This window comes from Candidatus Oscillochloris fontis (assembly GCF_004138135.1).
Classification (GTDB): domain Bacteria; phylum Chloroflexota; class Chloroflexia; order Chloroflexales; family Chloroflexaceae; genus Oscillochloris; species Oscillochloris fontis.
This window is the reverse complement of sequence record NZ_RYFD01000030.1, coordinates 30,445-53,949: the sequence shown is the minus strand read 5'-3', so window position 1 is coordinate 53,949 and position 23,505 is coordinate 30,445. Positions and strand designations below refer to the sequence as shown.

The following is a 23,505-nucleotide window of genomic DNA, read 5'->3' as shown; positions in this document are numbered from 1 at the left end:
TGACTGATTTCCCCTTCCATCAATGCGGACAACCCGGTTGCCGTCGTTTGACCGAAGGAGCTAATGAGATAATCACTATAGAGGTCGAACAGTTCATCGTTTTTCATAGTTCAGATTGTAGCATATCCCTGATTTTCTGGGTGCGTAAGGTGAGTTATGCAGATTATGCAGATTATGCAGATTATGCAGATTATGCAGATTATGCAGATTATGAAGCAAGGAGCGAGAGGGCGCTTCTTCTCTGTGCGTCCTCTGTGTCCTCTGTGTCCTCTGTGTCCTCTGTGTCCTCTGTGTCCTCTGTGTCCTCTGTGTCCTCTGCGTTCTCTGCGGTTAATCTCTAGAGTCCGCTACGTGCAACTCGCTCGGTTCCTTACTCCGGCAAAAGCGGCAGGCCAAGCTCTTTGAGGAACTTGTTATGCTGCTGGGTTGACGCCGCGATCTTCTGCTCTAGCTCAACCAGATTGGCATTGACCACGTCCAGATCAATCTCCGCATCCGACACGGCGGTGCTGATGTAGCGCGAGATGTTCAGGTTGTAGTCATTCGCCGCGATGGTTTCCATCGTGACGCGCCGCGAGTAGCGATCTTCTTCTTTGCGATACTGGTAGGTGTCAATGATCTTGGCGATCTGCGCCTGCGATAGGCTGTTCTGGCGCTTGCCTTTTTCATAGTGTTCGCTGGCGTTAATGAACAGCACATCGTCGGGCTTCTTGCACTTTTTCAGCACCAGAATGCAGACCGGGATGCCGGTGGAGTAGAAGAGGTTGGCGGGCAGGCCGATCACGGTGTCAATGTGGCCGTCTTTCAAGAGTTTCTGGCGGATGCGTGCCTCTGCGCCGCCACGGAACAGCACGCCGTGTGGCAGGATGATCGCCATGGTGCCTTCCTGCGCGAGGTAGTGAAAACCGTGCAGCAAAAAGGCGAAGTCGGCGGCGGATTTAGGCGCCAGACCGTGGTTCTTAAAGCGCACATCCTGGGCCAGCGTGTCGGTTGGCTCCCAACGGTAGCTAAAGGGCGGATTGGCGACCACCGCAGCAAACTGCGGCTTTTTGGCCGGGTTATCTTCGCGCAGCATCTCCCAGTCGTTCAGCAGGGTGTCGCCATGCCAGATCTCGAACTCCGAGTCTTTGACACCGTGCAGCAGCATGTTCATTCGCGCCAGGTTGTAGGTGGTGATGTTTTTCTCTTGGCCGTAGATCTTGCCGATGCCGTGCGCACCGAGCCGGTTGCGCACATTCAGCAGGAGCGAACCGGAGCCGCAGGCGAAATCGAAGACGCTTTCGAGGCGCTTTTTGAGGCCGGTGCTGGGGTCCTGGCTGTCGAGTGTGACGATGCCGGACAGGATGCTAGAGATCTGCTGCGGGGTGTAGAACTCACCGGCCTTTTTGCCGGAGCCAGCCGCAAACTGACCGATCAGGTATTCGTAGGCGTCGCCCAGGGTGTCGCTGTCGGTGGAGAACTGCGCTAACCCCTCAGCAATCTTGGTGATGATAGCACAAAGCTTCGCATTGCGATCTTCATACCGTTTACCAAGTTTTTCCGAATTCAGATTGATTTCGGAGAACAGACCCAAGAACGTACTGGCGAAGGATTCTTCTTCGATATATTTGAAAGCATCGTGCAGGGTATTCAGCAGTTCGCTATCATGGATGCGCGCCATTTCGACAATGCTGCCCCAGAGATATTCGGGTTTGATGACATAATGCACCTTACGGCGCATCTGCTTTTCAAATTCTTTGATGTCGTCGGGGTTATGCTTGTACCAGAGCATCAGTGGCGGCGCGTTGGAATCGGCCTGCGGATATGGGTAATCCGTCCCCAACTCGCGCTTGGTGGCCGCTTCGTAGTTATCGGACAGGTAGCGCAGGAAGAGGAACGCCAGCATATAGTCGCGGAAGTCATCGGCATTCATCGCGCCGCGTAGCTGGTCGGCAATTGCCCAGAGGGTTTTGCCCAGTTGTTGGTGGTTCTTATCGGTCATAGATCTGGTATCTCTGTAGATAATGCCACGAGTCTTTTGAGCCATGCAGCAAAGTGGGGGCATTTTGCTGCTATTGATGGAATACCAATTTTTTCTGCAATCAGCGAGCCTGCTGAACTTTTACGACCTTGATATTCCGGTATGAGTTGAATGATCCGTTTTGAAGGTGCGGTGTTTGGGTTGTCATTGATTAATTCAGGACTGTCAAACTGTGAACAGACCTCAATAAGTTGGGATATTGCTTTATTATGGTTGATAAACTCCCAGTCAAAGCAACGAGGATCTGAAAGAATAAGTGCTTCAAATTCGTGTAACTGTATATATGGAATAAATCTAGGATCTGAAATATCTTTCTCAAAGGCTTGTTCCATAATTTCTACTCGATCATACGCATCGTTTGATTGCTTTGCTAAAGTAAATTCCGGGAAGTCATTGGGTAATGCGTATAAGTCAAACATTGTAGTAAAGAAGGCGTCATTATTTTGATCTTCTTTCATCCATAAAGTAACGTCTTTTTTTATTTTTATGTACTCTGTTATTCCACCACGATAAATTTTTCCACTTCTTCTGCTAGTTTCTATACGCCGAACATCAACAGAAATCATGTACTGACCGAGAAAGTGTGACAGTACACGATTCACGAAGGTCTCCTCTGTCTGGCCTTCGACAATAAAATGCAATCTGATCATTGTGCAGGCTTTCCTCCAATGACGTTTTTCTCCCAAAGTTCAGCAATTGAGTACTCCTCTAACCAATCCTTTAGCTTGTCTTCATTTAATCGTCTGAATTCAGAAGATCTTCGCGGTCGATCTACAACAATTATCTGGTTTGGTAAAAAATGATCAATTAACGTCATTGACTGAGTTGCTAAAATAATTTGGGTGTGTGTCGCGATACTTTGTAGAATTCCTGCCAGGATGCTAATTGCATACGGGTGTAATCCCAATTCTGGTTCATCAAGAATGACTACCATTGGAAGTTCATTCTCTGGTTGTAATAACAGTGTGATAAGCGCCATTATTCGCAATGTGCCATCAGAAGCTTGATGTGGTCCGAAAACTATGTCGGTATCTTTCTCGCGCCACTGAAGGATTACAGTATCATTTACCGGTTCTAGGACGAAATCAGCAAAAAAAGGTGCTACTTGTCGAATGGTTTCGACAATTCGTATATAGTATTTTGGATTGCTATCTCTTAATCTTAGTAATAATGGCGCAATATTTGCTCCATCTTCTTTCAAGAAACGATTATCATTGATGTTCCATTTCTGTTTGATACGTGCAGTTTCGGAGGTATTGTGGAATTGATAAACAACACACTGTTTCATAAGGGACAGAATCTTTCGGGCTGTCCGATCTCCTTGCTCAGCCTTTAATATGATATTTGCCTCTCTGTGTCCTGCTCCCAAAGATATCCAATTCCTTGCATCTGTTGATGTATTCGGGGTATATCTAATACGCTCTTCTGCAAAAATTAGTGTATCTGTTGCAGCATGAAACAGCCGGAAGTAGTATTCGTTTATTCCTTCTTTTGTCTGAAATGTGAGATTGGCGCTGATTTGCGGAGTTATTGCCGCACCATCGTGCAGTAGCGCATTTGCTCCTCCTATTCGACCAAGGAAGAACTGTAAATTTCCTGGTGATGGGGTCATCCAATTTAAGAGTTTAAAAAAAGAAATAAGATTAGACTTTCCTGAACCATTAGCTCCTATCAGAATATTGATCGTATCTAGTTTTAAGTTGTCTATTTTTTCGATAGATTTATAGCCTTGTAGGCTTAACGATGTAAGCCGTTCCATATAAATGCCCTCCTATACTAAATTATTTGCCCTGATTATATCATAATAGGCGTTCGGTGCTACCCTTCGGGCGCACCGTATGGCTTCGACAGGCTCAGCCAACGGTGCGGTGGCTTCGGTGCGCTGGCTGAGCCTGCGCTGGCTGAGCCTGCGCTGGCTGAGTTTGTCGAAGCCACCCCGCCGCCTCATAAAACCTTGGCGTCTTTGCGTCAACAATAGCTATTGCGCTTGATCTGCATTCCGCCACCACGCGAAGGTTGCCGCAATCCCTACGATAAAAGCGAGCGATACCACAATATAACTGTGCAATTCAATACGCTCGGTGCTCGCCCCACTGAGACTAGCTATCAGCCCTGGCACAGACCACGGAAACCAATCTCCCCAACCCATGACGATGGCGATTTGGGCAAGTGCCATCGTGAGAATGGCCCAACCAAGCGGAAGCATGTAGCCGCGTCCCGCGCTGGCAAACAAAGCGACAAACGGCACGAGCATAGAGGTTATGAGAACGATGAGCATAAGCGACCAAAATGATGCCCATTGTAATTCGGGAGACCAGTCGGGAATAGTGACGACCGTTCCAATCCCAAGTCCGATCACGAAGATCATGAGGGTGAGTCCTAGCATCCAAAGGGCAATCACTACAAACTTTGCGCCGACGATGATCCCGCGTGGGGTGGGGAGGGCTAGTAGTTCTTTCACGGTGTGATCGGAAAACTCACGGCCAAAGACCCACGCCGTAATGAATGCAAATAGGATGCCTGCCCCAGTAGCAGTTCCCAGTAAGAGCATTTGAAAGAATGTGGGCCAATCGGCCACACCTGCGGTGATCTGTGCTTTTACGCCGATCAATCCCATCGTCCGCGCACGCTCCGGGTCTTTCAGGATGAACATGAATAGTCCGTCTACGATGGGAAGGATCAAGAATCCGGCGGCTGTTAGCAGAGCGACTTTGGATCGGCGTGCTTTGAGTGTCTCGGCCCAAAAAGCAGCAAGGAAAGTGTTCATTTCCGTTCTCCTGTTAACCGCAGGAAATGCTCTTCCAGATCCTCCTGTTCCACAGCGAGCCTGAATGGCGGTATTCCTGCGTTGACAAGAATGCTTGCCACCTCCTCCGGTGCGTTTATGGCGCGCTCTTCGTTCAAGATAAGCGTGGTGTCGCTGATCTTTACGGTGAAGCCGGCCTGAGTCAATGTGCTTTGTGCGGCTTCAAGATTGCGCGTTTTGATTTCAAGGCGCTGCAATCGCATTTCTTCCAGTTTCTCTGCATCGAGCTCCTCGATCAAACGCCCCTTGTGGATGATGCCGATGCGCGTGGCGAGGCGGTTCACCTCCGTTAGGATGTGGCTGGACATGAATACGGTCACGCCTTTTTCGTGGGCGAGACTCGCCAGCAGTTCACGAATCTCGACTACGCCTGCTGGGTCGAGGCCATTGGCGGGTTCGTCGAGGATCAGCAACGTTGGTTCGTGCAATAACGCGCGCGCTAGGCCCAGGCGTTGCAGGTTACCTGTCGAAAGTGTGCCCGCTTTTCGATCTGCATAAGGGGTAAGCCCCATGCGCTCGATGACATGGGTTGTGGCGTTCCTGCTCGAAATCCCTTGCAGGCAGCGGGCGATCTCTAGGTTTTCCCGAACGCTCAATTCAGGATAGGCAGCAGGACTCTCGACCAAATAACCGACCTGCCGCCATGGCCCGCGCTCATTTGGCCCGATGACTTGCCCTAGTACCTTGACCGACCCCGCACTTGGACGGATCATGCCTAACAAGGCGCGGATGGTGGTGGTCTTACCTGCGCCGTTGAGTCCGAGAAAGCCGTAGATTTCTCCGTGTCTCACGCGCAGACTGACCGATTCAACCGCGCATACGTGACCGAAGGATTTTGATAATCCGCTTGTTTCGATTGCAAAATCCATGCTGCGCCTTCATATCATGTAGTTCTGTTAAGGAAAGATCTGCTGCATCAAGCCTTTTTTGTGCGCCTTGAGCAGATCCACCTTCTGAACCTGTGCGGCGATGAGGTTGTCGAGCGAGGTCAGGAAGTCGGCGATGCGTTGTTGTTCGGGGAGTGATGGGAAAGGAATTTCTATTTTGCTCATTACCCCGTTCATAAGCTTCGGATTTCCGACATAGGAAACATGATTTCTTGAAACGTTGTTAATTAGGGCAGCCATGCAAGCGTTAGCAAAACCATCTTCACTTATTAAAACCCCACAAACATTTGTGCAAAAAAATTTGCCTAGCCGATAATTTACATCACCGGCATTTGCGCCATCAGTCGTCCATGTAATAGCATCTTCATAGAGATACTTCGAGTAAAAACCTGCTAATCCATTATTTTTTGTCTGAGATGAATAGACTGGATATGGTATTTTTTCTGTCTTTGTATCTTGTACTAAATTCATAGAAAGAACTTCGCCACGAGTGACCTTGAAAACTTCTCCAACTTCTTTGATCTCCCACTTCCCCGCCTCCTGGAACTCCGGAAATCGCAAGCGCGGCACCGTCTCGCCCTCGGCGGGGAAGAGGTGTTGCAGCAGCCCGCTCTTGTACACCCTGAGCGCGTCGAGCTTCTGGCTCTGCGTAGCGATGAGTTCATCAAGGGAGTCGAGGCAGTCGGCGATGCGCTGTTGTTCAAGTGGTTTGGGAATTAACACTTTGAGTAGTTTCAACTGGTTCGCATACAAATGAACAACAGTATCGCCTTGGGCTTTTTTTGCAATTTCTATCTTAAGTGAACCGTTTAGCAAATAGCTCAAAAAGATGCCGTTCTCGTTTGTCCTGAGAATGTTCAAATCACCACCTAGAGCAACACCATCAAGCAAGACACAAGATGCTCTTGCGATATCCAACTTTGTTTCCCCTGATGATGGAATTAACACATCATTCTTTTGACTGAGAAAAAGTTCAGATGCAGGTAAACCTGTTTTTGAGATAACTTCGTTGATAATCTCATTGTAAATCGTGTAAAGTTCTCCGTAACGAATACATAGAGTTTCTCCTTTTAAGTTGATATCTGCCTTCGAAATGCCTTTCCCTTTGTAAAAAGAAGCGATACCACCTAAAGATTTCTCCTCCCACTCCCCCGCATCCCGAAACTCCGCGAAGCGCAGGCGGGGTGTCGCTGTGCGTGGTAGTTCGTATGGCGTCTCGTTGGGGTCGCTGTTATTATTGCTCATAGGCACCTAACCCAGAGATCTCGCGCCCAGCGGCGCGCTTCTTGAGCAGGGGCATAAGGTCGTCCATCAGCGCCAACTCCTTGTGGGTGCGCACCTTCCAGCCCAGCCCCAACGGGGCCAGCAGGTCGCTCAACTGCTCGCCATCGAAGATCATGCGGTGCAGGATGCCATCAACAAAGGTGTGCAGTGCGGCGCTAGTTATACCGTGTTTGTCGGCAACGGCGGCAAGCTGGCGGGCGTCCTGTTCGGCCTTGAAGGTCTCGTAGCCGCTGCGGATCTCGCGTTCGTTCAGCGCCTGGCCGGGCTGGAGTGTGTCAATATAGGCAGCAATATCCTCGCGCTGGTCGAGGAACTTGGCATCGGCGCAGATCAGGCCGATCAGCTCCTCGCGCTGCATGGTCTGCTTACCCGGTTTGGCCTCGGTGTAGTGGGCGATCAGCTTCATGATGTAGTCGTAGTCAATGATCGCCGAGGCAAACAGCACAAACTCGAAATCAAGCTGCTGCACCTCTTTGCTGGTGGTGGCCTTGTCCTGCTTGGCCTTCAGGCGCTGGGCGACATCCAGGTAGACGCCCCGGAATGCCTGCAACTGATCGCGGGCGATGATCTGCTCGATGCTGGCGGTATGCTCGGCGGTCAGGTCGGTATACTGCTCAAGCTGGGTCTTGAGGCGCTGCACCTCTTTGAAGCGTTCGATAAAGACGCTGCGTGCGGCGTCGCCCTTGAGGTTGGACACGGCTGCGGGTGCGCAGGCCAGCCCCTGCGACTGCATGAAGAGATCGAGCTTCTGGACGGCTGCGGCCAGCTTGTCAATCACCACCGGGGCCGGATCGACCAGCCAGATCTCTTTGGCGCGATCAAGATGTTCGCCGGAAAAGAGGGCGATGGCATCGTTGACCGCATCTTCCTGCTGGCGGAAATCGAGGATATTGCCATCGGGCTTGGTGTCGTTCAGCACGCGGTTGGTGCGCGAGAAGGCTTGAATCAGCCCGTGGTACTTGAGATTCTTATCTACATAGAGCGTATTCAGGTATTTGGAATCGAAGCCGGTGAGCAGCATATCCACCACAATCACCAGGTCAATCCTCTGCGCGTGCGGCACATCCTGTAGGGGGTACTGCTGATCTTTGATCCGTTTTTGCACATCCTGATAGTAGAGATCGAACTCGTTCAGGCTGTGGTTGGTGCTGTAGCGCCGGTTGTAGTCGGCAATGATGGCCTTCAGTGCCGCCTGTTTCTGGTCGGGATCAACCGTATTGTCAGCCTTCTCCTGCGGCAGATCTTCCTGAATCTGCTGCACATCCTTGTTGCCGTTGGCGGGGGGTGAGAAGACGCAGGCGACGTTCAAGGGCAGGAAGGAGGCATCGGCGGCCTGTTTTTCGGCCTGAAGCTGCGTGAAGAGATCATAATACTCAATCGCGTCGTTGATCGAACTGGTGGCCAGCAGCGCATTGAAGCGTCGCCCAGCGGTGGCGGCGGTGTGTTTCTCAAGGATCGCTGCGACAATCGCCTGCTTCGCCAGCGTTTGCCCCGGCGTGAGCGCCTGCATGCCACTGGGCTTGTAGTAGTCCACATGAAAGCGCAGCACATTGCGATCCTCAATCGCATGGGTGATGGTGTAGGCATGAAGCTGCCGCTGGAAGATGTCGGCGGTGGTCTTATAGGAAGCCTGCTGGCCATCAATCTGCTGATAGGTCGCGTTCTGTTCAAAGATCGGCGTGCCAGTAAAGCCGAAGAGCTGGGCGTTGGGAAAGAACCCCGTGATCGCCCTATGGTTCTCGCCAAACTGCGAGCGGTGGCATTCGTCGAAGATAAAGACGATGCGCTTGTTGCGCAGTGCTGCCAGCCGCGCCGTGTAGTTATTGCTCTCATCGAGCGCGAGGCCGAGCTTTTGGATGGTGGTCACGATCACCTTGTCGGCATAATCGGTGGAGAGCAGCCGCCGCACCAGCGCCGCCGTATTCGTATTCTCCTCGACACAACCCTCCTGAAAGCGATTAAACTCTTCGCGGGTCTGCCGGTCGAGGTCTTTGCGATCAACCACAAACAGACATTTTTCGATGTCGGGGTTATCCTTGAGCAGCGTGGACGCCTTGAAGGAGGTCAGCGTCTTGCCGCTGCCGGTGGTGTGCCAGATGTAGCCGTTACCCGCATTGTGGTGGATACACTCAACAATCGCTTTGACCGCATAGATCTGATAGGGGCGCATCATCAGCAGCTTTTGCTCGCTGGCGACCAGCACCATATAGCGGCTGATCATTTCGCCCAGCGTACACTTGGCCAGAAACTGCTCGGCAAAGCTATCGAGTTGGGTGATTTTCTGATTATCTACACCAGCGAACTGATAGAGCGGCAGAAAGCGCTCATCGGCATTGAAGCTAAAGTGGCGTTCGCTATTATTGGCGAAGTACCATGTGTCGCTACGATTGCTGACGATGAAGAGTTGCAGAAAGCAGAGCAAGGTTCTCGTGTAACCGTTGCCGGGGTCGTTTTTATAATCAACAATCTGCTGCATAGCGCGGCGCGGACTGATCGGCAGGTTCTTCAACTCGATCTGCACCACCGGCACGCCATTGATCAACAGCAACACATCGTAGCGATGGTGGCTGTTGTCGGTATTCATGCGCAACTGGTTGACCACCTCAAAGGTGTTCTTACACCAGTCGCGGAGATTGACCAGGGTATAAAAAAGGGGCGTGCCATCGTCGCGCTCGAAGCTGTTGCGCTCGCGCAGAGTACGGGCAGCCATAAAGACATCGGGCGTAACGATCTGTTCCAGCAGCCGCTGGAACTCGTTATCGGTGAGCGTGACCCGATTGAGTTCCTGGAACTTCGCGCGGAAATTACGCTCTAGCGCGGCGCGGTCGCGGATATCCGGGCGGTAGGTATATTTGAGATCCTGGAGCTTGACGATCAAATCTGCTTCGATGTGCTGCTCGTTCATGGGCAATGCTCAGTGACTACAGATAGATGGCCCTCTAGCTCTCCATAGTACACCATCCGCGCTGGCTTCGACAAGCTCAGCCAGCGTCGTAACTGTTCACACTTGGGGTAAAAGAAACCTCGTGTTGACGCAAAGGCGCAAGGACGCAAAGGTTTTGTTGCAGGCTTTGCGTCTTTGCGTCAAAACCTAGAGGCTAGGAGAAGTGTGAACTGTTACCGCCCCCGCATCCCCACCGCTAGTATGGACTATAGGTCGGCGACAGCGGGGATGATCTGCTCCTTGAAGACCGTGAGCGGGGCCAACTCGGAGACGTTCGGCATGTTGAAGATGGCGTGGTGTACGCCGAGGGCGGCCAGAGATTTACAGTGGGTGATGATGTCGTCCGCACTCTGTGCGCCGGGGGCGATGTGGGCCGTGCCGAGGGTGGTCACCTCGATCTCCTCGTAGGGCCGCCCCAGTTGCTCACAGTGGCGCTTGAGTACGTCGAGCTTATGGCGGATCGTGTCGGCACCCATGCGGTCGAACAGGTTACAGGCGTCGGCATACTGGGCCACCATGCGCAAGGTCTTCTGTTCGCCTGTGCCGCCCACCATGATCGGCGGACGTGGCTTGCGTACTGGCTGGGGCTGATTCAGCGTTTCGGCCAGATGGAAGTGCTTGCCTTCAAAGGGCGCTACCGTGCCCGCCCACATCTGGAGTACGATCTGTAGTGCCTCCTCCAACTGCTCGAAGCGCTCCTTAAGCGGCGGGTAGGGCGTGCCCAGCCCCTTCGCCTCACGTTCGTACCAACCCGCCCCGATTCCCAGCCATGCGCGTCCGCCCGATAGCACGTCCAGGGTGCTCACTGTCTTGGCGAGGATGCCGGGGTAGCGATAGATCACACCCGTGACCAGCGTGCCGAGTGTGACGCGCCGGGTGACGGCGGCCAGAAAACTTAGTGCGCTGTAGCCCTCCAGCATTGGGTCTTCAGCCGGCCCAGCGAACTGGATCTGGAAGAAGTGGTCCATCACCCACAGGCTGGCGAAGCCAGCCTCATCGGCGCGCTGGCCAATCTCGGCAAGGTGCTGGCCAATCGCGGCATCGCCGCCGGGCCAGGTGAAACTCGGAATCTGTAGGCCGATTTTCATCTCGCTGCTCCTATCTTGCGACAGATAATGCGCAGCCGCATAGGCATTCGGTTAAGGAATACCGCGTAGGGGCGCGTCACGACGCGCCCCAGGCGTACCCACGCCGTATGTCGCTGCGATCATCGCACCGGAGGGCGCGTCACGACGCGCCCCTACACAGGCACAGGGTAGCACCGGCTTCCAGCCGGTTATGATGCGCCACCGACCGGCAGGAAGCCGGTGCTACCTTGGGGCGTAACCGAACACGTATGCGGCTGCACCGCCCCCGAACCCCCGCAGGCGCACGATGGCTAGTCTTACTCCGCCCTGATACTCAGCACATACAGACTCTGCCCGTGCCAGATGCCCACCACCTCAACCGCACCAAAGTGGGTATTGCCACTCGCATTCAGTTGATCCAGCAGCGCACCGCGTTCAACCGGGCCACTCAGTTTGATCTGGCGTGCATTCGCATCGGGAACCCCACCGCTGCCCAGTGTTTCGACCAAGAGCGCCGAGGACTCGCTGATCAGGATCTGGGCGCGGATGCGTACCGCCTGATTGATATACCCCCCAGTGTTACTGAGTAGTTGCTCAATATTCAGATCGCTGATCTCCAGTGCTTTGAGCTGAATCTGCTCCAATTGGTAGGGATAGCCCCCATTGGGGCCGTAGTTGCCCACTGCACTCAGTGTGCCACTGGCTTGGACAAGTTGCCACGCGGCGGCCTGCGGGTTTGCGGCGGGGATCACCAGAGGCTCCGGTAACCAGATACTCCCGGCAATTTCAAGCGCTTGCGGCGATTCGCCATGCGCAAAGCTCAGCCCACCTATAAGAGCCGCTCCACCATCCATTGGTATCAGATACCCAATCGTCTGGATCGCCTCTTTTGGCGGACGCTCAAGTACCTCCGCCAAGCCGGGGACGGTTGGCTGGGGAATTGGTGTGGTACTCGTGGTGGCTGGAGGAGCGCTACAACCCACAAGCCCTATCAGGATGAACAGAGCAAAAAACCAGCGCATGAGCCTATTATAGCACCTATCTGGTAGCCTGAGACAGCGGCTTGATAGGTTTTGAGAGCTTTTCCAAGCCATTGAAAGACCATGCTGTGCTAAAATCCTCACAAGTGTCCGAGCGGTACGTCACCATAATCTCGTTATAAGGACTGATGGAGGATAGTCATACACTATGGGCACCAAGAATTCCCGGCTGCAAGGGTTCTACCAGCTCAATCCTTTTGAGCGGCTCCAGATGGTCAAGTCGTTCGACGGCCTGGTCGATGAAGACCTGAAGGCGCTCCACGGTGGACATGGCGTACTCTCGATTGAGCGCGCTGACAAGATGATTGAAAATGTGGTCGGCACATACAATCTGCCGCTGGGGATTGCAACCAACTTCCGCATTAACGGTCAGGACTACCTGATCCCGATGGTGGTTGAAGAGCCATCTATTGTGGCTGGGGCCAGCTATGCAGCACGTATGGTACGGGCGGGTGGCGGCTTCAGTGCGGATAGCACCGATCCGGTGATGATCGGTCAGGTTCAGTTGGTTCATGTTGCTGCACCACACAGTGTGCGTCACGATATTTTGGCTCGTAAGCAGCAGATCCTCACGTTGGCTAACGCCCAGAGTCGCTCGCTGATCACCTTGGGTGGCGGTGCGAAGGACGTTGAGGTGCATATCTTCCCTACTAGCCCCATGGGGCCGATGCTGGTGGTGCATCTTGTGGTGGACTGCCGCGATGCGATGGGGGCTAACGCGATCAATAGTATGTGCGAGGCGATTGCGCCGTTGCTGGAGGAGATCTCCGGTGGGCGCGCCTATCTGCGCATCCTCTCCAACCTGAGCGACCGTCGCTTGGCCCGTGCCCGTTGTGTGGTGCCGGTTGCGGCTCTTGAGCGCGACGGCCTCTCCGGTGAGGCGGTGGCTGAGGGGATTATGTGGGCCTATGCCTTTGCGGCGGTTGATCCCTATCGCGCCACGACCCATAACAAGGGCATTATGAACGGCATTGACCCGGTGATCGTCGCGACTGGCAACGATTGGCGCGCGATTGAGGCCGGTGCGCATGCCTATGCTTCGCGCAGTGGTACCTATACCTCGCTCAGTACGTGGGAGCGCGATGCCGATGGTAATCTGGTGGGAACACTAGAGATGCCCATGGCGGTCGGGATTGTCGGTGGGGCCACCAAGGTTCACCCGGCAGCCCAGGCGGCACTTAAGCTGCTCCACGTCACGTCGGCCAACGATCTCGCCGAGGTCTGTGTCTGTGCCGGTCTGGCCTCCAACTTGGCCGCGATGCGCGCCTTGGCCACCGAGGGCATCCAGCAGGGCCACATGGGCCTGCACGCCCGCCAGATCGCCATGGCCGCTGGTGCCCACGGCCACTTGGTTGATGAGGTCGCTCGCCGTATGGTGCAGGAGCGCAATATTAAGCCTGCCCGTGCCGAAGAGTTGGTTGCTGAACTGCATCACTAACGCTACAGCCGCCCCTTAATAGGAACTTACGCCTCCCGGCGGGGGTTCGGGGGAGGCTTCGCCTCCCCCGAAGAACTTTTTTCTCTGTTTTTGGCGGCGAAGCCGCCAAAAACAGAGAAAAAAGCGGGTCTGGGGCGCAGCCCCAACATGGGTTTTAGGGCGTTAGCCCTAAAGTTCATGTCAATGGGCGTAGCCGCCCCAAAAACTCCATCGGATATGTTCCATAATCTCAGACAATAGCTTGCAACCTGTAAGCCTGTGTTTGCTATGCCCTTGATTCCCTGCCCTGGGCGCTTATATGGTAGTGCCTAGCTTGCTCATACCCGTCATTTGGTTCGTAACCCAGAAGGAGATGCCGCATGATGAAGCCGAATCGCCCTGTCGGCCTGATTGGCTATGGGGTGTATGTGCCACGCTACCGGATCGCTGCGAAGGAGATCGCTCGCATCTGGACCGATGGCCACGGGCCTGTGCCGGTGGAGGCCAAGAGTGTCCCCGGCCCCGATGAGGATACGGTGACGATGTCTATCGAGGCGGCGCGGAGTGCGCTGGCGCGGGCGGGAATCCAGGCTGACCAACTCGGTGCGGTCTGGATCGGTTCCGAGAGCCATCCCTATAGCGTCAAGCCCTCCGGTACGATTGTGGCCGAGGCGTTGGGTACGTCACCCTGGATCAGTTCGGGTGACTGGGAGTTTGCCTGTAAGGCGGGGAGTGAAGCGCTTACTGCGGGTATGGCGATGGTGGGCAGTGGCATGGCCGACTATGTGATGGCGATTGGGGCCGATACGGCCCAGAGTCGTCCCGGTGATGCACTGGAGTATACCGCTTCGGCAGGGGCGGCGGCATTGCTGGTTGGCCCGGCTGATCAAGCCCTGGCGACCATTGATGCGACCGTCTCTTTTGTCACCGATACACCCGACTTCTTCCGCCGTGCTGAGCGCCCTTATCCGAGCCACGGCAACCGTTTCACCGGCGAACCGGCCTATTTCCGCACGATTCAGTCGGCGGCCAAGCGTCTGCTCGATGACTTGGGGCGCACTGCGACGGATTTCACCTATGCGGTCTTCCACCAACCGAATGCCAAGTTTCCCCAGGCGGTGGCCAAGCGGCTCGGCTTTAGCGATGCCCAGATTGCGCCTGGCCTGCTCTCGCCAAAAATTGGCAACACCTATTCGGGCGCGGCGCTCTCTGGTCTGTGCGCGACGTTGGATGTGGCCAAGCCCGGCGACACCATCTTCGTGACCTCGTATGGCAGTGGGGCTGGCTCGGATGCCTATGCACTCACCGTTACTGAGGCGTTGCTCGAACGACGTGAACGCGCCCCGTTGACGGCAGCGTATCTGGCTCGGTCGGTCTTTATTGATTATGCCGTCTACGCCAAGTGGGTCGGTAAACTGGTGATGGGGTGATAATGATGAGCAAGACATCTATGGATGCCTATATCATTGGGGTGGGAGCCACGCAGGTAGGCGAGCATTTTGTACGCAGCCTCGCCGATCTGGCGAGTGAGGCGGTGCGGGCGGCCTTTGCCCATGCACCTCAGCTTGATGCTCAGCATGTTGGAATGGTCTATGTTGCGAATGCGTTGGCTGAGACGATGGCCAGCCAGAGCCAACTCGGCCCCTACCTCGCCGCTGCGGCGGGCCTCGTGGGGGTGCCCGCGCTGCGGATCGAAGCAGCCGGGGCGAGTAGTGGGGTAGCGTTGCACCAAGCGGTGCAGGCGGTTCAGTCGGGGGCGTGCGCCGTTGCAGTAGTGATCGGGGCGGAGAAGGTGACGGATCGCCTCGATGCGCCGCTGGAGGCCGGGTTGGCACTGGCCGCCGATGCCGAGTCGGAGGGGATTCACGGGATTACCCTCACTGGCCAGTGGGCCTTGTTGATGCGTCGCTATATGCACGAGCACGGCTATAGCATGGATGCCTTCGCGCCCTTCCCGGTGAATGCACATGCCAATGCGGCCAAGAATGCCCAGGCGCTCTACCGCTTTGCGATCAGTGCCGATAAGTACCGCAAGGCCAATCCGATTGCTTCGCCACTGAATATGCTCGACTGCTCGACCGTGGCGGATGGTGCGGCGGCGGTGATCGTGGCCTCCGAGGCGATTGCGCGTGAACTCCCCGGCCCGCGTATCCGTGTCGCCGGTACCTCGGTCGCTACCGATACGCCCACGCTCGGTGCGCGGCGCGATCCGCTCGATCTCGTGGCGGCTCGCACCAGTGCGCAGGTTGCGCTTTCCCAGGCTCAACTCAGTTTGAATGACGTGCAGGTGCTCGAACTCTGCGACCCGCACGGGATTGCCGCCGTGTTGGCGCTGGAATCCATGGGCTTCTATGAGCGCGGCACTGCCCCGCGTGAGGCTGCCGATGGCGCGATCAGCCCGACCGGGCGCACGCCGCTGGCAACTGCGGGTGGCTACAAGGCACGCGGCGATGTCGCCGGGGCGAGTGGCATGTATCAGGTGGTTGAGTTGGTGCGCCAGCTCACCGGCAAGGCCGGGCCGAGCCAGGTGGCCGGGGCGCGGGTGGCGCTGGCCCAGGTGCTCGGTGGGGTGGGGGTGACGGCGGCGACGACGGTGCTGGTTGGCGAAGAGTAGCAATTCCACCAGAGGAGAGAGATATGGATATCGCACGACACTGGCGTGGCCACCCGGCCCGCTATCGCCTCCAGGGGGAGCGCAACCGGGCTACGGGTGAGGTGCGGGTGCCGATGCAGCCGCTGGCGCTGGGTGAGACCTCCGATACCTGGGAAACCCTGACCCTCAGCGGGCGTGGCGAGATCTACAGCTTCAGTATGCTACGCCAAGTTCCTGAAGGCTACGAACCCTTCGCGCCCTACCCGATTGCCCTGGTGCGCCTCGCCGAAGGTGCCCTGATTACCGCCCAACTCACCGATTGCGCCGAGTCCGATCTGGAGATCGGCATGCCGGTCGAGATGGTCACCCGCCAACTGGTGGATACGGGTGCCGATGGGGTGCTGGTCTATGGGTACAAGTTTCGCCCGGTGGTACAATAGGCGGTAGGATACCGCCATATAGGGATGGGATATATACATCCGGTGGAGGTTCGGGGGCGGCTGTGCCGCCCCCGAAGATATTTTTTTGGGGTTTGGGGCCTCAGCCCCAAGGACTTTGTACGCTCCCATCCCTATACCTTGATACCATTGGATACACATGAAGCGATTATCTGCGACCATCCTCGTTTTCCTCCTGCTTCTCCTCGCGGCATGTAGTTCTACCGCCCCCAATGCGACTACCCCAACACTAGGTGCTGCGGGTAGTACGCAATTGCCCGCTCCGCTCTATGTGCTCGACAACGGTCAGATTGCGCGGATTGAGCGTGATGGTGTGAGCCGTGCGCTGGTGACATCTGAAACCATTGAGGTTCAGGGTTTCCCGCCGGTAGCCACCTTTGGCATCTCACCCCAAGGCAACCTCGCCTTTGTGGTTGGTGATCTGAAAGCGGATCGGCTTGTCTTGAGCGGGCCGAAGGGTGAAGATCGCCGCATTCGTTACGAGGCTGAGGGCCATGAACTGAGTGATATTGTCTGGTCGCCCGATGGCAGCCAGATCTACTTGCGCCTGTTGAACAACCTCGATCCGCCCGATATTCCCAGTGGTATCTACCGTATGGAGGCTGCCGGTGGCCCTCTGGAACTGCTGCTCGCGGATGATCCGCTCCCTGATGCGGCCAATTCAATGCAAATGGCGCACGAGTATCATCCATTCAAGATCGCGCCTGATAGCAGCCGCCTGCTGGTCGAGATTGATGATCTAACCCAGAATAGTTGTACATTGGGAATCTTGCCGAGTGATGGCAGTGCGTTTCTGCATTTGAGTCCGCCGGATGGCTTGGTGATCTATTGTGGCGACGCCGACTGGAGTGCGGATGCACGTCGCGTTGCGCTGTTGGCCGGCGATGGCGCTGGGCCGCAGCTCTGGCAGGCAGACGCGCAGACCGGGGCGATGACCGCCTTGGCGACTACGAACGTTCTGGCGCGTGCGCCGCTCTGGTTGCCCGATGGGGGGCTGCGTTTTATCTGGGCCTCACGTGAGGGGGGCCAAGGGAAGTTGCAGTTTGCCTTGGCGCAGATCGCGCAGTCGCAGGGAACGCCCACCATGATCGGGCCGATCTTCCACGAACCGCTGGGGCAAGTCTTGTGGGCGGTTGATGGTAGTGGCGCGATGACGGTAGTGGCTCCTGAGGATCAGGTGCTTGATCTGCGCTGGATGCCGGTGCATGGGGCAGCGGTGGCTTTGCCCAACACCAAGCAGCGGATTGGCGATCTTGCCTGGGGGCCAGTGGAGTAGGTACGAGGTAAAACTGTTCATACATGCATGGGGTAGCCAAAACCTTTGGTTGACGCAAAGACGCAAAGGGTTTGATTAGGGTTTTATTCTGAAGGCTTTGCGCCTTGGCGTCTTTGCGTCAAAACCGGGATGCTAGGATAGGTACGCTACGAGGAGCCAAGTGATGGCCGGGATCATCCTCTATATCGTCACGTTGGGGTTGGAGTTGCTGAGCGTTCTAGTGCGCTTCGCTCTGGTGAGTGCGCTGGTGACTCTCATTGCTGGTGGACAGATTGGTGTGGGGGTGGGTATTCTGGCTGGGCTGGCTCCAGTAATCTACTCGTTGTTGGTGTTGGCGGGCATTCCGAGTGGCCACATCCTCATCCGGCGCAACTTGGCGGCCCGCCCACTCACTCGCTCTGAGCAGGCGCAACTTGCCGCCGCTGTGGCCCCGATGCAAGCCCAGGGGCTGACCTTCCCTAAGCATGTCTTTGCCTTGGATACTGAGGGCTTGAATGCCGCTATCTCTGGCCGTACCCTCTACATTCACCGCGACCTCTTTGCGAGCCGCTTCTTGGCGGGGGTGATTGCCCACGAATTGGGCCACTACACCTCACTTGATGGGCGTCTGATGCTGGCTATTCGTGCTCTGACGATCCCCGGCGGTTTTGTGATGGCTGGCTTTCTGCTCCACCTGCTGCGCTGGCTGGCCCACGCAATTGCGTGGCTGCTCGGAGCGCTGCTGACCCTGATCTTCGCCATGTTGCGCATGAATCTAAGCTGGATCATCGGATGGATCTTTGGGATGAGTATCCAAATCATGCGGATGCTGATCATCTTTGGGGTGGGTGGTGTCGGTTCGGCGTTGCTGGGATCAGCATGGCGCTCTTACTTTATTGAGCGTGAATATGTCGCCGATGCCTTCGCGGCGTCGTTGGGCTATGCTTATGATCTAATCGCGTTTTTTGAGACCGAAGTCTTGACTGATGTGACGATTCCCTGGTATGAACAGCCTACCCATCCCTCAACAACCCGCCGCATTGCTAATCTTGAAGCCGTGGCCGTAGACTCTCTCCAACTCCGTACCCTGCCCAAGTCCACAGCACGCGCGCATGCTGCCGCTTCTCCCTTGCTCAATCAGGTTGCTCCATCGCATACTCCAAGCTACCAATCTTGGCCGTTTATTGCTATTACCATTGCATCACTGGTAACAATCTTGCTTGCGGTCTTTATCTTCACTACGCTACACCATCCCCGCACGCAAGATACATTCCAGCCCACACCTGGGCCGACGCCAACTCTGGGGGTACCGGTGAAAGGTTAAAATGATAAAACTGTTAACTAACGAGGTAGTGTCGTAACTAGCTATTATGTGGCATGTTGTAGTACGATAGGATATGCTGTCGTAACAGTGTGTATGCGCTATTCACGGAAAGTGCTTGGTATGGGTGCGTTTCCCCCCACGGTCATATCAGAGCAGGAGCGGGAGGATGCCATGTCGCAGCCTGATCAGAGTTTGCTGCGTGAGGCGTTAGTAACCGCCTACGAGGGTCAGTGTGCGATCACCGGTTGTGCGGTTGCAGAGGCGTTGGATGTGACCTTGATTGACCCCAAGGCACCTGCCGAAACAAGTAATGCGCTGCTGCTGCGTGCCGATCTCTGTCGTCTTTTTCGTGCCGGTCTGATAGCAGTTGATGCAATTAATCTGAAGGTTGCAGTTGCACCTGAGGTTGCTGCGGCTCCCGAATATGCGACGTTGAGCCAACAGACGTTACGCCAGCCGGCACGTATGACGATGCGTTGTAGCCGCCAGTTACTTGATGCGCATTACCGGCGCTTTAATCTCCGCCAGATGGCCAATCGCTCGTCGGCGGTGAACCCGTTGCCTCCCGCTCAGACACTCCATCCAGTCCAACGCCGCACCATCTCCGTTAAGAGTTGGGTCAATAGTATTGCGTATAGTCGTGATGGTCAGTATTTGGCAACTGGTTCGTGGGATGGGATGGCGCGCATTTGGCGGGCCGAAGATGGCTATTTGCTCCATACACTGCATGCCGATCTGGGTGAGGTTAATAGTGTGAACTTCAGCCCCGATGGGCGCGTGTTGGTCGCAGCGGGGCGCAATCAGGTGGTGCAAGCATGGCGGGTGGGCGATGGCTCACCACTCTATCGCCTTCAGGGGCCGGGTGGGCATAGCGGGGCGGTCTTTAGTGTTGCCTTTAGCCCCGATGGGCTGAATCTGGTGAGTGGGAGCTGGGATCATACGGTCTGTCTCTGGAACCTGATTGATAAGCAGCCCGTCCGCCGCTTTACCGACCATGCCGGGGCGGTGAATAGTGTCGCGTTTAGTTCCACTGGGCGTCTGATTGCTACCGGTAGCCACGACCGCAATGTGCGTATTTGGCGCGTGGCTGATGGAACATTGCTGAATACGCTCCAGGGCCATACTGATGCGATCTTTAGTGTTGCCTTTAGCCCTGATGGACGGCTCTTGGTCAGTGCGGGGACGGATGGCTCGATTCGGCTCTGGCGAGTGGCCGATGGTTCGCTGCTCTATGTGCTGCAAGGCAATAGCGGGGCGGTCTTTAGTGTCACCTTTAGCCCCGATGGTATGACGATGGCGAGTGGTGATTATAATCGTTCGGTGCGTCTGTGGCGTGTCATTGATGGAACCCTGATCCATAATATCAATGCCCATGGTGAAGGTGTGACCTCACTGGCCTATAGCCCCGATGGGAAGGCTCTGGCGAGTGGTAGTTTTGATGCTTCAGTGAAGATCTGGGATCTGCACGGGGAACCCAGTTGAGTTAGAGGAGTTTGTTGAATGACCCCCGACGAGTTCCGTCGCTACGGGTATGCGATTGTTGATTATATCGCGGGCTACCGGGCAGGAATCGCCGATCTGCCGGTCTGGTCGAGCATCCAACCCGGCGAGTTGCGGGCGGCGTTGCCGGTTGCCCCACCCACTGAGGCGGAGCCGTTTACCGCCTTGATGGCCGATCTGGATCGTTTGATCAGCCCCGGCCTTTCGCACGTACAGCACCCGCGCTTCTTTGGTTATTTCCCGTCCAATGCTCATTTGGCCTCGGTGCTAGGGGATATGCTCAGTTCTGGATTGGGCCAACTGGGCCTCAATTGGGCCTCTAGCCCGGCGCTCACCGAGCTTGAGGAGTTAATGACCGACTGGATGCGCCAGATGCTTGGTCTCTCCGACGCTTGGCGCGGTGTGATCCAGGATACCGCCAGCACCAGCACGCTGGTGGCGCTGCTCTGCGCCCGCGAACGTGCCAGTGGCCATAGCCAGGTGCGTGGTGGTTTGCAGGCCGAACCCGCTCCGCTCCTCGTCTACACCTCTTCCCAGAGCCATAGCTCGGTTGAGAAGGCGGCGCTGTTGGCTGGATTTGGGCGCGAGAATGTGCGCCAGGTTGATCTGGATGCTAACTATGCCATGCGCCCCGATCATCTGGCCCAACTGATCGCCGCCGACTTGGAGGCCGGACGCCGCCCATGTGCGGTCGTGGCCACGGTTGGTTCTACCGCCACCACTGCGATTGACCCGATCACTGATATTGCCGCGATCTGCTCCGAGTATGGCCTCTGGTTGCATGTTGATAGTGCGCTGGCTGGTTCAGCGATGATTCTGCCCGAATGCCGCTGGATGTGGCAGGGTATCGAAGCCGCCGATAGCCTCGTGCTCAATCCGCACAAGTGGCTCGGTGTGGTCTTCGATTGCTCACTCTTCTATGTGCGTGATTCCAACCATCTGGTGCGGGTGATGTCTACCAATCCGAGCTACCTGCGCACCGCCGCTGATGGTCAGGTGACCAACTACCGCGACTGGGGCTTACCGCTGGGGCGGCGCTTCCGGGCGCTCAAACTCTGGTTCCTGATCCGGCTGGAGGGCGTGGTGGGGTTGCAGGTGCGTCTGCGCCGCGATCTTGAACATGCCCAGTGGCTCGCCACGCAGATTGATGCCGCCACAGACTGGCAGCGCCTCGCTCCGGTGCATCTCCAGACGATCTGTGTACGCCACGAGCCACCCGGCATGAGCGCTGCCGAGGTGGATCAACACACCCTGCGCTGGGTGGATCAGATCAACACCTCAGGGGCGGCCTTTCTCACTCCGGCGCTGCTCGATGGGCGTTGGATGGTACGCATCAGTATCGGGGCGCTCACCACCGAGCACGAGGATGTGGCGGCCCTGTGGGCGTTGATGCGCGAGGCGGTGGTGTAGAGACGCAAGATCTTGCGTCTCTACACCACCAATTCTAAAGATGAATCGGGGTGCCATGTTCTAAGGCATGCGCCGCTTCTCCAATCGCCTCGTGCAGCGTCGGGTGGGCGTGGATGGTGTTGAGCAGGCTCGTGCCTGTCGCTTCGTGGCTCAGCGCCACCGAGGCTTCACCGATCATCTCGGTGGCGTTGGGGCCAATCAGGTGGATGCCGAGGATCTCATCATACTGGCGCTCGGCCACGATCTTAACGAAACCGAAGCGATTCTGGGCCAGGGCACGCGCCTTGCCGTTGGCCGAGAAGGGGAACTTGCCCACCTTCACATCGTAGCCCTTCTCACGCGCCTTGGCTTCGGTTAGCCCGATGCTGGCGATCTCTGGGGTGCAGTAGGTACACCCGGCGATCTTGCCGTAGTTGATCGGGTTGACGCTGTGGCCCGCAATATGCTCGACGGCCAGGATGCCCTCGGCGCTGGCCTTGTGGGCCAGCCAGGGCGTGTTGGCGGTGCAGTCGCCCACCGCGTAGATGCCCTCGGCACTGGTGCGCATAAACCCGTCGGTGACAATATAGCCCCGGCCATCCAGGTTGACCCCGGCATCCTCCAGGCCGATTCCGGCGGTGTTGGGCAGAATGCCAATCGAGACCAACACCTTCTCGGCCCCAATCTGCTGGGTCTTACCGGCGCTATCCTGCACCGTCACCAACACTTGCTCGCCACTGGAGTCAATCTGCTCCACCTTCGCCCCCGCCAGCGTCTTGATACCTCGGCGCTGAAACGCCTTCACCAGCTCCGCGCTCACATCCTCATCTTCATTGGGGACGATGCGTGGCAATGCTTCAACTACCGTCACCTCGGCACCAAAGGCGCGGAACATGGAGGCAAACTCGATCCCAATTGCCCCAGCCCCAATCGCCAACAGATTTTTGGGCACCTCGGTCAGTTTGAGCATGTCGGTCGAGGAGAGGATGCGCTGGCGATCAAAGGGCGTCCCCGGCAGCGGGCGCGGGCGTCCGCCGGTCGAGACGAGGATGTGTTTGGCGGTGAGGGTCTGTTCGCCACCCGCATTCAGTTCCACCCGTACCGTCCCGCGCCCGGCGATCATGCCCCGCCCGGCGATTACATCCACCTTATTCTTCTTCATCAGGAAGGCCACACCCTCGGTACTGGCCTTGACCACCGCATCCTTATGCTTCATCGCCCCGGCCAACTCGAAGTTGACATCGCCGACCTTGATCCCAAAGCGTTTCGCCTCGCGGATCTCATCGAGAACATCGGCGGCATGCAGCAGTGACTTGGTCGGGATACAGCCCACATTCAGGCACACCCCGCCCAGCGCGGCGAACTCGACAATCGCCACCTTCATACCGAGTTGGCTGGCCCGAATAGCAGCTACGTACCCCCCCGGCCCTGACCCGATGATGACCAGATCGTACAGCGCATCGCTCACTGATTGCCACCTTTCCTCATAGCGCTCACTCTGTGGCTATTGTAGCACGCTTG

General features: G+C 56.3%; 18 protein-coding genes. 8 read left to right on the top strand and 10 right to left on the bottom strand.

The genetic code is table 11. The features are described 5' to 3' along the window. Nucleotides 1–370: 370 nt before the first annotated feature. The 9 genes from EKD03_RS12235 to EKD03_RS12195 form a co-directional block, all read right to left on the bottom strand. The gene (locus tag EKD03_RS12235; protein WP_129630994.1) at nt 371–1,981 is read right to left on the bottom strand and encodes a type I restriction-modification system subunit M; all 1,611 of its coding nucleotides are present in this window, start codon (nt 1,979–1,981) and stop codon (nt 371–373) included. Continuing rightward, a complete protein-coding gene (locus EKD03_RS12230) occupies nt 1,978–2,670 on the bottom strand; it encodes a DUF4276 family protein (protein WP_129630991.1) in 693 nt (230 codons plus the stop codon). Before EKD03_RS12230 ends, EKD03_RS12235 begins: the two co-directional genes overlap by 4 nt. Then, entirely contained in the window at nt 2,667–3,779 is a 1,113-nt protein-coding gene (locus EKD03_RS12225; protein ID WP_129630988.1) for an AAA family ATPase, read from the bottom strand. Before EKD03_RS12225 ends, EKD03_RS12230 begins: the two co-directional genes overlap by 4 nt. Nucleotides 3,780–3,998: 219 nt before the next feature. After that, complete coding sequence (locus EKD03_RS12220; RefSeq protein WP_129630985.1) at nt 3,999–4,787, bottom strand: ABC transporter permease; 789 nt, start codon at nt 4,785–4,787, stop codon at nt 3,999–4,001. Then, complete coding sequence (locus EKD03_RS12215) at nt 4,784–5,695, bottom strand: ABC transporter ATP-binding protein (RefSeq protein ID WP_129630982.1); 912 nt, start codon at nt 5,693–5,695, stop codon at nt 4,784–4,786. The genes EKD03_RS12220 and EKD03_RS12215 overlap by 4 nt, the downstream gene beginning before the upstream one ends. Nucleotides 5,696–5,722: 27 nt before the next feature. Then, the gene (locus EKD03_RS12210) at nt 5,723–6,958 is read right to left on the bottom strand and encodes a restriction endonuclease subunit S (RefSeq protein WP_129630979.1); all 1,236 of its coding nucleotides are present in this window, start codon (nt 6,956–6,958) and stop codon (nt 5,723–5,725) included. Beyond that, nucleotides 6,948–9,902, bottom strand: a complete 2,955-nt coding sequence (locus tag EKD03_RS12205) for a type I restriction endonuclease subunit R (RefSeq protein WP_129630976.1) — start codon at nt 9,900–9,902, stop codon at nt 6,948–6,950. Before EKD03_RS12205 ends, EKD03_RS12210 begins: the two co-directional genes overlap by 11 nt. Nucleotides 9,903–10,147: 245 nt before the next feature. After that, nucleotides 10,148–11,029, bottom strand: coding sequence for an LLM class F420-dependent oxidoreductase (locus tag EKD03_RS12200; protein WP_129630973.1), 882 nt, complete (start codon nt 11,027–11,029; stop codon nt 10,148–10,150). A gap of 296 nt (nt 11,030–11,325) precedes the next feature. After that, nucleotides 11,326–12,030 (bottom strand): hypothetical protein, encoded by a 705-nt coding sequence (locus EKD03_RS12195; protein ID WP_129630970.1) that lies wholly within the window; start codon nt 12,028–12,030, stop codon nt 11,326–11,328. Nucleotides 12,031–12,196: 166 nt separating this feature from the next. Here EKD03_RS12195 and EKD03_RS12190 point away from each other — a divergent pair, with 166 nt between their 5' ends. From EKD03_RS12190 to EKD03_RS12155, 8 genes are all read left to right on the top strand, one after another. Then, complete coding sequence (locus EKD03_RS12190; RefSeq protein ID WP_129630967.1) at nt 12,197–13,486, top strand: hydroxymethylglutaryl-CoA reductase, degradative; 1,290 nt, start codon at nt 12,197–12,199, stop codon at nt 13,484–13,486. Nucleotides 13,487–13,845: 359 nt separating this feature from the next. Further along, on the top strand, nt 13,846–14,895 hold the full coding sequence (locus EKD03_RS12185; RefSeq protein WP_129630964.1) for a hydroxymethylglutaryl-CoA synthase: 1,050 nt from the start codon (nt 13,846–13,848) through the stop codon (nt 14,893–14,895). 20 nt (nt 14,896–14,915) lie between these two features. After that, nucleotides 14,916–16,079, top strand: a complete 1,164-nt coding sequence (locus EKD03_RS12180; RefSeq protein WP_238613507.1) for a thiolase C-terminal domain-containing protein — start codon at nt 14,916–14,918, stop codon at nt 16,077–16,079. 23 nt (nt 16,080–16,102) lie between these two features. Beyond that, nucleotides 16,103–16,498 (top strand): Zn-ribbon domain-containing OB-fold protein, encoded by a 396-nt coding sequence (locus EKD03_RS12175; RefSeq protein WP_174842862.1) that lies wholly within the window; start codon nt 16,103–16,105, stop codon nt 16,496–16,498. A gap of 157 nt (nt 16,499–16,655) precedes the next feature. Then, nucleotides 16,656–17,792: a TolB family protein gene (locus EKD03_RS12170; protein ID WP_129630958.1), complete on the top strand. Its 1,137-nt coding sequence runs from the start codon at nt 16,656–16,658 to the stop codon at nt 17,790–17,792. 163 nt (nt 17,793–17,955) lie between these two features. Then, nucleotides 17,956–19,095, top strand: a complete 1,140-nt coding sequence (locus tag EKD03_RS12165) for a M48 family metalloprotease (RefSeq protein WP_129630955.1) — start codon at nt 17,956–17,958, stop codon at nt 19,093–19,095. 171 nt (nt 19,096–19,266) lie between these two features. Continuing rightward, the gene (locus EKD03_RS12160) at nt 19,267–20,577 is read left to right on the top strand and encodes a WD40 domain-containing protein (protein ID WP_161569255.1); all 1,311 of its coding nucleotides are present in this window, start codon (nt 19,267–19,269) and stop codon (nt 20,575–20,577) included. An 18-nt stretch (nt 20,578–20,595) separates the two neighbouring features. Continuing rightward, complete coding sequence (locus EKD03_RS12155) at nt 20,596–22,005, top strand: pyridoxal phosphate-dependent decarboxylase family protein (protein WP_129630949.1); 1,410 nt, start codon at nt 20,596–20,598, stop codon at nt 22,003–22,005. 34 nt (nt 22,006–22,039) lie between these two features. Here the strand turns inward: EKD03_RS12155 and lpdA are convergent, their stop codons facing one another. Beyond that, entirely contained in the window at nt 22,040–23,452 is a 1,413-nt protein-coding gene (lpdA, locus tag EKD03_RS12150) for a dihydrolipoyl dehydrogenase (RefSeq protein WP_129630946.1), read from the bottom strand. Between the last annotated feature and the right edge of the window lie 53 nt (nt 23,453–23,505).

Bases quoted from the DNA above. Each gene is read 5' to 3' on its own strand.
- EKD03_RS12235 (WP_129630994.1), bottom strand. From the start codon at position 1,981: ATGACCGATAAGAACCACCAACAACTGGGCAAAACCCTCTGGGCAATT.
- EKD03_RS12230 (WP_129630991.1), bottom strand. From the start codon at position 2,670: ATGATCAGATTGCATTTTATTGTCGAAGGCCAGACAGAGGAGACCTTC.
- EKD03_RS12225 (WP_129630988.1), bottom strand. From the start codon at position 3,779: ATGGAACGGCTTACATCGTTAAGCCTACAAGGCTATAAATCTATCGAA.
- EKD03_RS12220 (WP_129630985.1), bottom strand. From the start codon at position 4,787: ATGAACACTTTCCTTGCTGCTTTTTGGGCCGAGACACTCAAAGCACGC.
- EKD03_RS12215 (WP_129630982.1), bottom strand. From the start codon at position 5,695: ATGGATTTTGCAATCGAAACAAGCGGATTATCAAAATCCTTCGGTCAC.
- EKD03_RS12210 (WP_129630979.1), bottom strand. From the start codon at position 6,958: ATGAGCAATAATAACAGCGACCCCAACGAGACGCCATACGAACTACCA.
- EKD03_RS12205 (WP_129630976.1), bottom strand. From the start codon at position 9,902: ATGAACGAGCAGCACATCGAAGCAGATTTGATCGTCAAGCTCCAGGAT.
- EKD03_RS12200 (WP_129630973.1), bottom strand. From the start codon at position 11,029: ATGAAAATCGGCCTACAGATTCCGAGTTTCACCTGGCCCGGCGGCGAT.
- EKD03_RS12195 (WP_129630970.1), bottom strand. From the start codon at position 12,030: ATGCGCTGGTTTTTTGCTCTGTTCATCCTGATAGGGCTTGTGGGTTGT.
- EKD03_RS12190 (WP_129630967.1), top strand. From the start codon at position 12,197: ATGGGCACCAAGAATTCCCGGCTGCAAGGGTTCTACCAGCTCAATCCT.
- EKD03_RS12185 (WP_129630964.1), top strand. From the start codon at position 13,846: ATGATGAAGCCGAATCGCCCTGTCGGCCTGATTGGCTATGGGGTGTAT.
- EKD03_RS12180 (WP_238613507.1), top strand. From the start codon at position 14,916: ATGGATGCCTATATCATTGGGGTGGGAGCCACGCAGGTAGGCGAGCAT.
- EKD03_RS12175 (WP_174842862.1), top strand. From the start codon at position 16,103: ATGGATATCGCACGACACTGGCGTGGCCACCCGGCCCGCTATCGCCTC.
- EKD03_RS12170 (WP_129630958.1), top strand. From the start codon at position 16,656: ATGAAGCGATTATCTGCGACCATCCTCGTTTTCCTCCTGCTTCTCCTC.
- EKD03_RS12165 (WP_129630955.1), top strand. From the start codon at position 17,956: ATGGCCGGGATCATCCTCTATATCGTCACGTTGGGGTTGGAGTTGCTG.
- EKD03_RS12160 (WP_161569255.1), top strand. From the start codon at position 19,267: ATGTCGCAGCCTGATCAGAGTTTGCTGCGTGAGGCGTTAGTAACCGCC.
- EKD03_RS12155 (WP_129630949.1), top strand. From the start codon at position 20,596: ATGACCCCCGACGAGTTCCGTCGCTACGGGTATGCGATTGTTGATTAT.